A 13952-nucleotide genomic window follows, 5' to 3' on the forward strand; every position below is an offset into this window, starting at 1 on the left:
CGCAAAAAAACCTTTATAAATATATAGTTATACCTATAAAAATCTTGCTTGATCGTCATATTCAATCGATTTGGATGAAATTGGGGTGGCGCGATGAACAATCCTTCGCTAACCTCAATTGTATATACATTGAAACGAACAAGGAAAAGTCACCATGACCCGCAATGTTCAAAATTGTCGCATTTGGCACGACGTTGTTGTCTTCGATGGCTTGCAGACCCTTGACGGCCCTCAGGCCGTTATCGTCGAAGGTGAGACCATTGCTGAGATTTTACCTATGACAAAGGTCAGGGGCTCGAGCTACCGCGACTATCAGAACATGGGTTCAGGCGGGGTAATTACTCCCGGAATGGTGGACTGCCACACGCACCTGGTATTTGGTGGCCACCGCGCCGATGAGTTTGAAGCTCGCTTGGAAGGCGTCAGCTACGAAGAGATCGCCCGACGTGGCGGCGGCATTCTGAGCACCGTCAATGCTACCCGCCAGGCTAGCGAAGACGCACTGATCGAAAGCGCACTGCCACGACTGGATGCCATGATTGCAGATGGCGTTTGCACGGTAGAAATTAAATCTGGCTATGGCCTGAGTGTCGAGCATGAAATGAAAATGCTGCGCGTGGCGCGCCGGCTCGGCGAATTACGCCCGGTGAGAATCGTCACCACCCTGCTGGGTGCTCATGCCCTGCCACCGGAATTCAGCAACAACAGTGACGGCTACATTAATCTGGTTTGTCGCGAAATGATTCCTGAGGCCGCCCGCGAAGGGTTGGCAGACGCGGTGGACGTGTTCTGCGAAAAAATTGCCTTCTCCGTAGCCCAATGTGAACGCGTATTCGAAGCGGCCCAAGCTCACGGCCTGCCGATCAAAACCCATTCTGAACAGCTGTCCAATCTTGGCGGTACCGCTTCGGCAGCCCGCCATGGCGCTCTGTCGGCGGACCATATTGAGTATCTCGATGCCGCCGGCATCGAAGCCATGCGCCAGGCGGGTACCGTCGCGGTGATTTTGCCCGGTGCCTTTCACACTCTGCGCGAAACCCAGCAGCCGCCTATCGAGGCTCTGCGTCAGGCTGGAGTGCCCATGGCGGTGGCCACCGATGCCAACCCCGGCACCTCGCCGCTGTATCAGCCCACGCTGATGCTTAACCTGGCCTGCACCTTATTTCGCATGACTCCAAGTGAGGCACTAGCCGGCATGACCGCCTATGGTGCCCGTGCGCTGGGGCTAACCAACACTGGCCGCCTCGCAGCCGGTCTGTCGGCCGACCTGTGCCGCTGGAATATTGAAACACCGGCGGAACTGGCCTATGCCGTGCAATCCGGCCGCCTCAGCCAGCGCCTGTTTCAAGGAGAGCTGACTCATGAGCACTGAAATGGATCGCACTGTCTGGCAGGGTCGCATCGACCCGGAAGCCAATAGTGATCGCTGGCACCAGCGCATAGAGCCGCTCACTGTCAAAGCAATCCCAGGTTGTGCATTGATTGGCTTCGCCAGTGATGCCGGCGTCGCTCGTAACCGCGGCCGGATCGGCGCCGCCGAAGGGCCGACAGCCATTCGCAAGGCTTTAGCCCCATTAGCCTGGCATCGCCAGAACCCCGCCTATGACGCTGGCAACGTTAGTTGTGACGGCGACGCGCTCGAAGCCGCGCAGCAAGCCTTGGCCGAGCGCCTTGTCCCGCTGCTCGATGCGGGCCATCTACCCATTGTTTTAGGCGGCGGGCACGAAGTGGCCTACGCCAGCTGGTGCGGTCTGGCTTCGCACCTGGCACGCGAAGAGTCCTGCCCGCGGGTTGGCATCATTAACCTTGATGCCCATTTCGATTTGCGTGACCACGCTCATGTGCGTTCATCCGGCACACCCTTTTCGCAAATTGCAGAGGACTGCCAGACCCGGGGCTGGCCGTTCCGCTATGCCTGCCTCGGTGTGAGCCGGGGTGCCAACACCCAGGCGCTGTATCAGCGCGCCGAAACCCTGAACGTTATGGTTCGTGAAGACCGCGACATGCACACGGCCGCACTCCCTGAACTGCAGCGTGACGTGAAAGCGTTCATGGCGCAGTGCGACTACCTGTACCTGACCATTGATCTTGATGTATTGCCCGCTGCAGAAGCCCCGGGCGTAAGCGCTCCGGCTGCCCGCGGCGTATCTCTCGCCTTACTGGAACCGTTAATCGAGACCGTACGGGATAGCGACAAGCTCAAACTGGCCGATCTGGCAGAGCTCAACCCCACATTCGATATTGATCAACGGACAGCAAAAGTCGCTGCCCGTCTCGTCCATCTGCTAACCCTGAATGGCTAACTGTTGATCACTAGCCAACGACAACAAAAAGGAACCTATCACATGCCCAGCACAGACAAGCGCCACGACTCCAGCCGCAACATCGCCGCACCTACCGGTACCAGGCTCAGTTGCAAAAGCTGGCTGACAGAAGCACCGATGCGGATGCTGATGAACAACCTGCACCCAGACGTTGCCGAACGCCCCGAGGATCTGGTGGTGTACGGCGGTATCGGTCGTGCCGCGCGCGATTGGGAGTCCTATGACAAGATTATCGAGACTCTGCAGCGTCTGGAAGACACGCAAACTCTTCTGGTCCAGTCCGGCAAGCCCGTAGGCGTCTTCGAGACCCACAAAGATGCGCCGCGGGTGCTGATCGCCAACTCGAACCTGGTGCCGGCTTGGGCCAACTGGGAACATTTCAACGAGTTGGATAAAAAGGGCCTGATGATGTACGGCCAGATGACCGCCGGCTCGTGGATTTACATCGGTTCTCAGGGCATTGTTCAGGGCACCTACGAAACCTTCGTCGAAGCCGGCCGCCAACATTTTGACGGCAGCCTTAAAGGCCGCTGGGTACTTACCGCCGGCCTTGGCGGCATGGGCGGTGCTCAGCCATTGGCCGCGACGTTGGCCGGTGCCTGCTCGCTGAATATTGAGTGTCAGCAGTCCAGCATCGATTTCCGCCTGCGTACCCGCTATCTCGACGAGCAGGCTAGCGATCTCGACGATGCGCTGGCACGGATTAAACGCTACACCGATGAAGGCAGTGCGGTTTCTATTGGGCTGTGTGGCAACGCCGCCGATATTCTGCCGGAACTGGTGAAGCGCGGCGTACGCCCGGATATGGTCACCGACCAGACCAGCGCCCACGACCCACTTCACGGCTACCTGCCCTCTGGCTGGGCCTGGGAGGAGTACGTGGCTCGCGGAAAATCCGAACCGGAAGCCACTGTCAAGGCGGCGAAACAGTCCATGGCCGTACACGTGCGCGCCATGCTCGATTTCCAGAAAATGGGCGTACCAACCTTCGATTACGGCAACAACATTCGCCAGATGGCGAAGGAAGAAGGCGTCGACAACGCGTTCGATTTCCCCGGATTTGTGCCGGCCTACATCCGTCCACTCTTCTGTCAGGGTATAGGTCCGTTCCGCTGGGTGGCGCTGTCTGGTGATCCCGAAGACATCTACAAGACGGACCAGAAGGTCAAAGAGCTGATCCCGGACGACCCGCACCTGCACAACTGGCTCGACATGGCCCGTGAGCGCATTGCTTTTCAGGGTCTCCCAGCACGTATCTGCTGGGTCGGCCTCAAAGACCGCGCCCGCCTCGGTCAGGCCTTCAATGAGATGGTCGCCAATGGTGAGCTCAAAGCCCCGATCGTTATCGGTCGCGACCATCTGGACTCGGGCTCTGTCGCCAGCCCCAACCGCGAAACCGAATCCATGCAAGACGGTTCTGACGCAGTGTCCGACTGGCCATTGCTCAACGCCCTGCTGAACACCGCCGGCGGAGCGACCTGGGTTTCCCTCCACCATGGTGGTGGTGTCGGCATGGGTTTCTCCCAACACGCAGGCGTTGTCATCGTTGCCGACGGCACCGATGATGCCCACGCCAGATTGGGCCGCGTTCTGCGCAACGATCCGGGTACTGGCGTTATGCGTCATGCGGATGCCGGTTACGATATCGCGATTCAATCCGCCGAGGATAACGGCCTCGACTTGCCGATGATTAAGTAAACAACAAAGAGGATATATTATGAAATACATGCCGAATAGTGAAAAGTGCCCGCTTCCGTTTTCACCTTTCAAGAGCTGCACCGTGCCGCGTCCGATTGGTTGGCTTTCTTCCATTAGCCCTGATGGGGTGGAAAACCTGGCACCTTACAGCCAGTGGCAGAATCTGACTTTCGATCCGCCGATGGTTATGTTTGCAGCTAATCAATATCCCGATGGCAGGAGAAAAGATACGGTTATCAATGCCGAAAAGACCGGCTGGTTTGTATGGAACATGGCCACTTGGGCCCTTAGGGACGCGATGAACACAACAGCTATGGCGGTGCCCTACGGTGAAAGTGAGATCAAGCTTGCAGGGCTCAAGACGGTAAAAGCCGATCTTTCTGATGTACCAATGGTGGCAGATAGTCCGTGTCACTTCGAGTGCAGATATATTTCAACGCATAGGCTGAAAGGCAACTCTAACGTAGGAACTATTGATGTTGTCTTTGCTGAGGTGGTCAAAATCCACGTAAAGGACGAATTTATTGATGAGCAAGGAAAAATTGACATAATAAAAATTAGCCCGATTGCACGGATGGGATATCACAATTACACAGTAATTAATAACATGTTCGAAATGAAAATACCTCAAGCCTCTCCTGATGAAGCGGACGGATTGGAAGGTCGCTCTTAAGAAGGTATCGAGCGGGGGAGGATGGCCTCCCCGGTTATCCCTCTAGTTTTTAAGGTGAGAAAAAATGAAAGAAGGTGTCGTTGAAAACAAAGCCAAAAAATATCCTCTTTCGGAAATATTGAGAGTCGTTATTCCCAGTTTCATGGGGGTCATGGTGTTCTTTGTTCCGATTACAATAGCTGATAAGAATACAATTTTACTGGACCATCTAGTTATATGGTGTGAGAGCTTGCTAGGTGATAATAGTCAGTGGTATGCGCTGCTATTAATAATTGGTGGCTGTGTATTGCCGGTCATGAATAAATTCTGGCAGCAGGGATTTGGAAGTATCGTATTCACCATTTTTAAATTTATAGGCCTAGTATTAGCCGGAATGGTAATCCTGAACGCTGGGCCAGCGGCGCTCTATGAGCCCTTCATGCTGGAGTTCCTTTGGACCGCTCTGGTCATCCCAGTAGGGATTTTGGTACCTATTGGCGCGATCTTTATGCCTCTCCTGGTTAATTACGGACTAGTTGAGTTGGTAGGAACGCTTACTCAACCTTTCATGCGCCTAACGTTCCAAGTTCCTGGACGCTCTGCCATTGATGCTGTCGCGTCGTTCATTACTAGCTTTGCAGTTGGTCTCTTGATTACCAATAAGGCCTACTTGAGCGGAGAGTATTCCGCAAAAGAGGCTGCCATTATTGCTACCGGATTCTCTACTGTTTCGGTGGCTTTCATGGTAATCGTAGCGAGGACGCTAGGGTTGATGGATATTTGGGTAATGTTTTTCATAGCCACACTGTTCACTACTGTGGTGGTAACGGCCATAACTGCTCGCATACCCCCTATTTCTAATATGGATGACTTCTCTGAGAACCGTGAGCTGACACCAAATAAAGGCAATCGAGTTTCTACAGCAGTTGCAGAAGCCATTGGGGTGGCTAATAGTCCCAAGAAGTTTTTAATGCTTGTTAAGAATGACCTCAAGGATGGCATTGTAATGACGATGACTATTCTTCCAACTATCCTGTCAGTTGGTACTATCAGTCTTCTCATTGAGAAGTACACGCCCGTATTCGATTATATTGGGTATATTTTCTACCCCATAACGTTGTTGTTTGGCATGGAAAATGGGTTGGAACTTTCGTCCGCTGTGTCAACAAGCTATTCTGAGATGTTCCTTCCAGCATTGATTATGGCGGAAGCTGATATTGTTTCGAAGTTGGTGGCCGGCATAACTGCCATTTCTTCTATACTCTTCGTTTCTGCTTCGATTCCTTGCATCATGGCAACCAGTATCCCAATCTCATTTTACGGTTTGACAGTTATCTGGGCATTAAGAACTGCTCTTACATTAGTTGTTGCTATACCTTTATCAATGGCTATTGCAACCTTCATAATCTGAACATGAAGCGCCATCGTTAGGTGGCGTTTTAGTTTCATCTTACACCTGAATTCGTGACTTCGTCCGCCCAAAACAGCCCTACAAGCCTGTAACGGAAAGGCTTTCAAAGGTACAATGGAGCTTCAATTCTATTCACCCAGTCAGTGCATCAGCCCATGCCTACCTTCATTCCCCAGCAATCCGGAACTGAAGTCTACCCCCCCCCCACGGCGGACTCGCTTTGGTGGGACATTGCCTTAAACCAGCATACCTCGTTGACGACAACCGCCGGCGCCCTTATCAAGCGTCATGGCATCCCGAACACCGTCCTCTTGCGGACTTATCTGGGTCTGATCTGCTTGGGCAAATGCGACTTTGAGGCGGTTGAGACGGTCCGCACCGACCCGTTCTTCAAGTCGGCCACGGGGCGGAGAATTTGAATACGTACCCGCGTTACGCACCAAGACTGATGAGTGTTATGACTAGGTCAGTAAAGTACTTCAGCGTGATCGCTCGCGCATCAACTCAGTGCTCACCTACGGTGAACACGACAACATGCGCCTCAACGATCTGACATCAGAACTGTTCTACGGCCATACTTCGCCGCAGCCCACTGCCTGACCGTCTCCAATCACAAATGATCAGACCCTGCCACGCCCCAGCCAAAGAGTTCTAGGCTGGGGCGTTTCTCAACCCATCAACTCAACACCCAGACTTTCCAGCAAACTTAACGCCTCAAACCGGGTTCTTGCCCGGTTTTTGCTTACGCCAATAACATTGACCAGATTGAAGTATTGGTGCCCGCAGTCGAGCGGGCTGGATCTTCGACGTGCATTTGAGTTTGGTTTCACCGACGATCAGTTGCACTACGAAGTGTTCGGACCAACAATCGAGCTTCCAGCAACCCATTGAAGTCATAGAGAAACCCGTCACTGACTGGCAACCCCAGCGGTCGGATTAACCACCCATTCCGGATCTTCAAACTCACCCAGGGGCCGGATTTCACAAAAAGGCGCCGCACTGCGGATAATCGCAGCCACGTCGGGATTGTGCTTTGCCTCCATCGCATCCCGGCTGGTTTTGCTATCCCAGTGGGCAATGGCGATAAGCGTATCCGGATCACCGATCTTGCGGTGCAATTCCGTTCCCTGCGCGCCCGGTGCACGCTGGATCAACTCGCTTGCCCGCACCCAGGCATCCGCGTAATCCTCGGCGGCATAGCCGTCCTTGATACGCACTTCGAAAATGTACTTCATGCATGCCTCCGCTATTGGAAACCGGGACTCCTATTCCAGTATCTTTGGCCATTTTTCATTCGCCAGACGAATAAAGCCTTCAGGATCTTCCAGCCATTGATCGTGCACTGATTTGCTATAATTCAGGTACAGCCGCCCGTCTCTGACAGACCAGTGTTTCGGATCGCCTTTGGTCAAGGTGCCCTGACTTATAGCCCAGGCACAATAGCCACCGTAGGCCGGCGCGTAGCGTTCCGGATCTTCTTTGAAGAGCGCAAGATTTTCGGCGTTCGCGAACCGCCAGGTAGCGCCTTTATACTCGATTGTGTGCCTGGCGGAGCCCTCGGCTGGGCCCTCTGCCTCGAAATAACTTACGGTGTCGTACCCACCAACGGCGGTGTTGCTTAGCAGCCCGGTGTAAACAGGCGGCTCCGACGCCAGGGCGCTGCTGGTAAAAAGCAGAATGACAGTCACGAGAGCGAAAAGCCTGGCCATGTCACATTCCTTCCAGTCGAGGCGTGAACAATTAGACAGCACTGGTTGGACTTTGTTTCATCCAGTCTTTAAAGCAACACGCTACCATACCCGCACCGGCACAGAGCGCTCCCTCCGCATTGTTTGCACAACCCCGGACCCTATGCTTGTATTAACCTGACAGGTCAATTGAATGGCTCAGCCTTTCGCTCTGCTGTCCGCAGCAGGATCACCCGGTTCCGATTCCGCCAGGAGAATTACATGGAGAGTTTGTTCAGCAGTGTAGGCAATGTCTTCGGCGGCCTGCTGAGTCTGATTTGGCTGATCATCGTTATCCTGGCCATCATTAGCGTTGCCAAAAGCGGGGCAGGCACGCTCGCCAAAGTGTTCTGGATTATCGTGCTGGTTTTCTTCCCCTTGATCGGCTTGATCATCTGGTATCTTTTCGGTCCCAGGAGTTCGTAGTTTCGACAAGGTTCACCGAATGACAGGTAAAACCGACAAATCACAGCCACCTATAGGTCCGGCTCGGCAGCTGCTGCAATTCTCCCACCGGGTTTTACGCAACTTTCTGCGCAATCACGGGGTACTGCTGGCGGGCGGGGTTGGCTACAACGTGCTGCTGTCGGCAGTGCCAATGCTTGCTCTGCTGGCGGTATTGCTTACCCGCGTGGTAAACGAAGAGCAACTGTTGGAAGTCATGGCGATGCAGGCACAGCACTTTGCCCCGGCCAACGCAGGCCTGCTGCTGGATGCGGTAAGGGCGTTTATGGAATCAAGGGACATCATCGGTATTGTCGGCTTGCCAGTGATGCTGTTCTTCAGTTCGTTTGCTTTCCGTATGCTGGAAGATTCCATTGCGATCATCTTCCACCGGCCAGACAACCCACGTCGCAGCTTCTGGGTGTCTGCCTTTCTACCCTACGCTTTCATCCTCGTACTGGGCGCCGGCCTGCTGGCCCTGACCCTGCTGTTCAGCGTAATCAACGCACTTTACGAAACCCCGGGGCTAACTCTGTACCTGATCAGTTTCATTGGTGTATTTGTTCTATTCAGCGCTATCTATAAGGTTTTGCCCATTGTGCGCATCTCTCCACGGAGAGCCTTGGTGGGTGGCCTGGTTGCGGCCATTCTCTGGGAAACTACCCGCTTGCTGCTGATGTACTACTTCCTCAATATATCCTTCGTAAACGCAATCTATGGGTCACTGGCCACGATCATTGTAATACTGATCAGCCTGGAAATTGCCTCCATTATCCTGTTGCTTGGGGCCCAGGTGATCGCGGAGCTGGAGCGGAGCGAACGGCTGGGCCTGCCCTGGTATGTCTCCCCGGACTGAATACAGTGTCCAGTAAGGTTTGATTGCGATACAGTCTCATGTTCGAAGAGACACCCACGAACTCCAAGGAGTTTAAAATGTTAAGTTCATCGGAAGGTAAGAAAGTCCCTCAGGTTACGTTTCCCATTCGCCGTGATAACGAGTGGAAATCGGTAACCAGCAACGAGTTGTTTAGCGATCAAACGGTCGTTGTGTTCGCCTTGCCGGGGGCGTTTACGCCAACCTGCTCAAGCACTCACTTGCCGCGCTACAACGAGCTGGCGCCGGTTTTCAAAGAGCTGGGCGTAGACCGGGTAATCTGCCTGTCGGTGAACGACCCGTTCGTCATGCAGGCATGGGCTGAAGATCAGCACGCTGACAACATTGAGTTTATTCCGGACGGCAACGGCGACTTTACCCGTGAAATAGGCATGCTGGTCAGCAAGAGCGAAATAGGGTTTGGTGACCGCAGCTGGCGTTATTCAATGCTGGTCAAAAACGGCACCATCGAAAAAATGTTCATTGAACCGGACAAGCCTGGCGACCCATTTGAAGTATCCGATGCCGACACAATGCTTCATTACATCAAGCCGGATGTGACCTTACCGGCACGGGTAAGCATATTCACAAAGCCCGGATGCCCGCACTGTACTCGCGCCAAAACGCTGCTACAGAAGAAGGGCTACAAGTATGAAGAGATAACTCTGGGCGCCGGCGGCCTGTCATACAGCACCCTGCAGGCGGTAACTGGCAAGGGCACAACCCCCCAGGTATTTATCGACGGCCAACTGATTGGTGGCGCCGATGAACTCGAGGCCGTGATGGCCAAGCGGTGATCGTTTAGCCCGGTTACTCAGCGCCTGAACATGGACCGTTCAGGCGCACCGTTCTGACAACTCAGTCATTATCATTCACTCCCCATACCCTTTAGAATAGTCGCCCCTTAAAGCCCGGGATTCTCACTGGTATCCAACCTGTGCGCGATTATTCGATGACTCAAACACCCGCAAGCTCTGCTGGGGTTGCGCCGCCAAGGCTGCTACAGTTGCTAGCCCAATCCGGAGCGCCACTTGCGGACGGCCCACTGCCTTGTTGCGGTGAACGGCTGGGGCGCCTGTTCGGGCTTTCGAACACGCTGACTCTGGATTCGGCAATTGCCTTTCGAACGCGCCAATCCGGCATGAACCAAGGGCCGGCTATTGAACGGGTAACCCAGGAACTGGCCAACACTCGCAGGGCGCTGATACGCAAAATCAGCAGCTACGGTAGCGAAGTTGAGCCCACCGAGAGCGTGGGTTTCGAGCCGTATCTGAACGCATGGCTCACCCTGCAGCGCAGAGTTGTCGCCGCCAGCCGCCAGCTTCGAGACAAAACCCGCAAGGTGATGAAAGACCACAACCAGAACCTGGCCCGGCTGGCCGAACTGGATTCGGCGTTTGACCACGCCATGGCCGGGTACACCAGCCAGTGTTTCTCCCATATTCCCAAGGTGTTGGAGCAGCGATTCCAGGCACTATTCCCGGCACTATTTCCGGCACTATTCCAGGCACAACAGACACCCTCTGAAGCCTCCCAGGAAACCGGCAGTGCGCCCGGTGACTGGCTCCACCGTTACTGCGAAGAAGCGCAGAACCTTTTACTCGCTGAACTGGATGTTCGGCTGGAGCCAGTGCTGGGGTTGCTTGAGGCCTGCCACAACGAGGTAACGAATTCTCCATGAGCAGACTTTTCTTCATTTTCGCTTTTGCCATAGGCTTGGCCGTGGTGGCCTGGATTGGCCAGCGCTTTCTTGGCTCCGACCTTCTGGCCCTGTCCGTTACCGCCATCATTGCCCTGGTGTACGGGTTGGGCTTTGTCGAATTGATGGGGTTCCGCCGCACCACCCGGCAGCTTGCGGAGCGGCTTGATAGTGTTCCGCAGAGCCGTGAACAGCTGGAGGGGTGGCTCTCTGGCCTGCCAGAGCAAGTTCAGTTTGCAGTGCAGAAACGGATTGATGGACATTTTGCCGCGCTGCCCAGCCCGCAGCTAACGCCCTATCTGGTCGGCCTGCTGGTGATGCTCGGTTTACTGGGTACCTTTGCCGGCATGATCGTAACCTTGAGCGGTGCGGCATCTGCATTGGACGGCAGCACCGATCTCAGCGTGATTCGTGGCGCTCTCGCCGCCCCCATTGCCGGGCTAAGCCTTGCGTTTGGCACCTCCATCGCCGGCGTTGCGGCCTCCGCCATGCTGGGATTGGCCTCCACCCTGAGCCGGCGCGAACGGTTACAGGTTTCTCGCAAGCTGGATAAAACCCTGCGTCAGCGGTTGCACCACCTGTCGGCGGACTACCAGCGCCAACAGGCGTTCCTGGCACTGGAATCACAGGCCAGCGCCCTGCCCCAAATGGCCACGGCAATGGAAACCATGACCGCCCGCATGGAGCAACTTAGCCAACAACTGGAGCAAAGCCTGACTCGCAACCAGCAGGAGTTCCACAATACCGTTAGTGATCACTACCAGACCCTCGCGGACTCTGTTGCCCAGTCTCTGGGAAAAGCGTTGGAAACCAGCACTCGCCTGAGCTCTGAACGCGTAGAGCCGATTGTCACCGAAGCCATGGCAACATTGCAGTCCAACGCTGAAACGCTCCATGAAAACTGGTCTGCTACCGCCAGGCAGCAACTGGCAAAACTCACCGAAAGCTTCCAGAAAACCACCAGCGAGGCCGGTGAGCGCTGGCAAACAGGTGTTGAGCAGCAACAGCTAACTGCAGAAAAACTGGCAACCAATCTGCAGAGCACCTTTCAGGAATACCAAAGCCACTTCCGGGACGAAAGTGCCAAGTTCGCCAGCCATCAGCAACAAGGCCTGGACGCCCTCATCAACCGCATCAGCGATCAGCTCACCAAACTGCATGAACAAGAAGGAGCCCGGAGCGAAGCAGCCAATGACCGGCTAGCTCAGCTGGAAACCACAGTCACCAGGCACCTGACTGAATTGGGCTCCGGCCTGGAAGCCCCAATGACCCGCTTGATAGAAACCGCCTCGGAAACACCCAAAGCAGCAGCACAAGTGATCTCCCAGCTACAAACCGAGATGGCACGCAACAGCGAGCGGGAAAATGAATTACTGGAAGAACGTCAAAGGCTGGTGCAGGAACTGGACAGCCTTCTCGAATCCCAGCGCAGCACTGCAGACAGCCAGCGCCAGGCAGTGGATTCTCTGATCAGCGGCGCAGGCGACACCCTCACAGGCATCAGCGAACGCTTCAATGTTCTGATTCAGGAGCAAAGCCAACAACTCGGCAAACTGGGTGAAGACATCAGTGGCAGCAGCCAGGAAGTGGGTGCCCTCAGCGAAGCCTTCCTGCACGCAGTGGAGCTGTTCAGCGCTTCCAATACTCAGCTACAGGAAAGCCTGACCAGCATCCAGAAAGCACTGGATGGCGCGGGCAACCGCCACGACGAGCAGTTGGCCTATTACGTTGCCCAGGCCCGAGAAGTGATCGACCTCTCGGTCAGTTCCCAGAAAGACGTGATTGACGCTGCTGCGGCCTTGATCACCAGCCACGCTGAGACCGGCGGAGCCAGCTGATGGAACACCTGGAAGACGGCGAACAGCAGTCCACCCCAATCTGGGCGATTTTCTCAGACCTGATGGCGGCGCTGGTGGGTATTCTGGTGCTGATACTGGTGTGGGTGATCGGCGTTCAGGTAGAGCTCAGCCAGTCTCTGGAGGAAGAGAAAGCCAAGCGGGAAGCCGAGCAGCAGCGCCGTATTGCACTGGAGCAAGCGCTGGAAGATCCACTGACCAAAGGCCTGGTAACCTTTCAGAATGGCCGCATTGGCATCAGTGGCAACGTGCTGTTCGAGTTGAACTCGGATCAGTTGCAAGCAGACGGTGTGGAAGTACTGGAAGCCCTCGTTACCCCGCTGCAAACCTATCTGGCTCAGCACGAAGAACTCTTGATGATCAGCGGTTTTACCGATGACCTGCCCATGCACAGTGGCAACCGATATCAGGACAACTGGGGGCTGTCTGCCCAACGGGCGCTGACGGTCACCCGAACGTTAATGGAACTTGGCCTGCCCAACGACCGGGTATTCGCCGCCGCGTTTGGCCCGCACCACCCGGCGGTACCGAATATTGATGGCGAATCCCGGGCCCAGAACCGGCGAGTGGAGATCAGTACCGTACCCCTGGATCCAGAAACGCCTGCAAACGCCGGGGCCGAGAACTGATGACCACAACGGTTGAGACTGCCCCGCTGCACCCGCAACTTGAAGAGCTCCGAAACTCCGGCGCTGACCAGACAGACCCGGTTCACTTCCGCTATCTGGAAGCTCTGGCGCTGCGCCTTCGAGACAAAGGCCTCCAGCACGCCCGGCATTGGCAGAAGCTGGAACAGGCTGTCGCAGCTTATCAGGCCGAATACGGATCAACAGCCCAGCCTTCGCAAACCGTTGAAGCCCGACACCCCTCACCGCTTTCAGCTCTGCTGGACAGGCTCAATCAGACACCGGATGCACCGGCAACAGAATCCCGTTCAACGCTGGAACAGCTGGTTTTCGGAACTCCGGAAGAGGGCTCGGGCCATGCACAACGCACTGCAACAACCGCTACGCGCCAGCCACTAAAAGCCATGGCCAGGGTAAACGCCGACCGTGGCGAGCAAGCGCTGCAGGACCGTATTCGCCACGCCATCGAACACGCCCCAAAAGACGCCGGGCCCATAAACGCCCATCGCCTGGTGAGCCGGGCCATTGCTGAAATGCAGAAGCTGTCACCGGAGTATCTGAGCCGGTTTGTGAATTACACGGATACGCTGATGGCGCTGGAGCGGCTGAGGCGGCCGGGGCGGAAGGTGTAGAACACCACA

The 13952-nt window shown here is 55.3% G+C and carries 14 protein-coding genes and 1 pseudogene; 13 read left to right on the forward strand and 2 right to left on the reverse strand.

The window, feature by feature from the left end; translation table 11 throughout:
* Positions 1-154 precede the first annotated feature (154 nt).
* The 6 genes and pseudogenes from hutI to ACN0V1_RS18395 all read left to right on the forward strand — a co-directional run.
* Positions 155-1372, forward strand: coding sequence for an imidazolonepropionase (gene hutI, locus ACN0V1_RS18370; RefSeq protein ID WP_417546384.1), 1218 nt, complete (start codon positions 155-157; stop codon positions 1370-1372).
* A complete protein-coding gene (gene hutG / locus ACN0V1_RS18375) occupies positions 1362-2303 on the forward strand; it encodes a formimidoylglutamase (protein WP_417546385.1) in 942 nt (313 codons plus the stop codon). The genes hutI and hutG overlap by 11 nt, the downstream gene beginning before the upstream one ends.
* A 42-nt stretch (positions 2304-2345) precedes the next feature.
* Positions 2346-4022: a urocanate hydratase gene (gene hutU, locus ACN0V1_RS18380; protein WP_417546386.1), complete on the forward strand. Its 1677-nt coding sequence runs from the start codon at positions 2346-2348 to the stop codon at positions 4020-4022.
* 19 nt (positions 4023-4041) lie between these two features.
* Positions 4042-4695, forward strand: coding sequence for a flavin reductase family protein (locus ACN0V1_RS18385; RefSeq protein ID WP_417546387.1), 654 nt, complete (start codon positions 4042-4044; stop codon positions 4693-4695).
* A 64-nt stretch (positions 4696-4759) separates the two neighbouring features.
* Positions 4760-6085 carry a YjiH family protein gene (locus ACN0V1_RS18390; protein WP_417546388.1) on the forward strand — a complete coding sequence of 442 codons (1326 nt, stop codon included), beginning with the start codon at positions 4760-4762 and terminating at the stop codon, positions 6083-6085.
* A 155-nt stretch (positions 6086-6240) separates the two neighbouring features.
* Positions 6241-6492 (forward strand): annotated as a pseudogene (locus tag ACN0V1_RS18395) (IS1380 family transposase); the annotation flags it as partial.
* Positions 6493-6993: 501 nt separating this feature from the next.
* Here ACN0V1_RS18395 and ACN0V1_RS18400 read toward each other — a convergent pair.
* Positions 6994-7320, reverse strand: coding sequence for an antibiotic biosynthesis monooxygenase family protein (locus ACN0V1_RS18400; RefSeq protein WP_417546389.1), 327 nt, complete (start codon positions 7318-7320; stop codon positions 6994-6996).
* A 30-nt stretch (positions 7321-7350) separates the two neighbouring features.
* Positions 7351-7794, reverse strand: a complete 444-nt coding sequence (locus ACN0V1_RS18405) for a YHS domain-containing (seleno)protein (protein WP_417546390.1) — start codon at positions 7792-7794, stop codon at positions 7351-7353.
* 240 nt (positions 7795-8034) lie between these two features.
* On the opposite strand from ACN0V1_RS18405, the gene ACN0V1_RS18410 reads away from it, so the two are divergent.
* From ACN0V1_RS18410 to ACN0V1_RS18440, 7 genes are all read left to right on the forward strand, one after another.
* The gene (locus tag ACN0V1_RS18410; RefSeq protein ID WP_417546391.1) at positions 8035-8238 is read left to right on the forward strand and encodes a PLDc N-terminal domain-containing protein; all 204 of its coding nucleotides are present in this window, start codon (positions 8035-8037) and stop codon (positions 8236-8238) included.
* A gap of 19 nt (positions 8239-8257) precedes the next feature.
* A complete protein-coding gene (locus tag ACN0V1_RS18415) occupies positions 8258-9112 on the forward strand; it encodes a YihY/virulence factor BrkB family protein (RefSeq protein WP_417546392.1) in 855 nt (284 codons plus the stop codon).
* A 77-nt stretch (positions 9113-9189) separates the two neighbouring features.
* Positions 9190-9927 (forward strand): glutathione peroxidase, encoded by a 738-nt coding sequence (locus tag ACN0V1_RS18420; RefSeq protein ID WP_417546393.1) that lies wholly within the window; start codon positions 9190-9192, stop codon positions 9925-9927.
* 155 nt (positions 9928-10082) lie between these two features.
* Entirely contained in the window at positions 10083-10811 is a 729-nt protein-coding gene (locus ACN0V1_RS18425; protein ID WP_417546394.1) for a DUF3348 family protein, read from the forward strand.
* Entirely contained in the window at positions 10808-12667 is a 1860-nt protein-coding gene (locus ACN0V1_RS18430; protein ID WP_417546395.1) for a DUF802 domain-containing protein, read from the forward strand. Before ACN0V1_RS18425 ends, ACN0V1_RS18430 begins: the two co-directional genes overlap by 4 nt.
* The gene (locus ACN0V1_RS18435) at positions 12667-13314 is read left to right on the forward strand and encodes an OmpA family protein (RefSeq protein ID WP_417546396.1); all 648 of its coding nucleotides are present in this window, start codon (positions 12667-12669) and stop codon (positions 13312-13314) included. Before ACN0V1_RS18430 ends, ACN0V1_RS18435 begins: the two co-directional genes overlap by 1 nt.
* Positions 13314-13943 carry a DUF2894 domain-containing protein gene (locus ACN0V1_RS18440; protein ID WP_417546397.1) on the forward strand — a complete coding sequence of 210 codons (630 nt, stop codon included), beginning with the start codon at positions 13314-13316 and terminating at the stop codon, positions 13941-13943. Before ACN0V1_RS18435 ends, ACN0V1_RS18440 begins: the two co-directional genes overlap by 1 nt.
* The last annotated feature ends 9 nt before the right edge of the window (positions 13944-13952 follow it).

This window comes from Marinobacter sp. (assembly GCF_048266785.1).
Taxonomy (GTDB): Bacteria; Pseudomonadota; Gammaproteobacteria; order Pseudomonadales; family Oleiphilaceae; genus Marinobacter.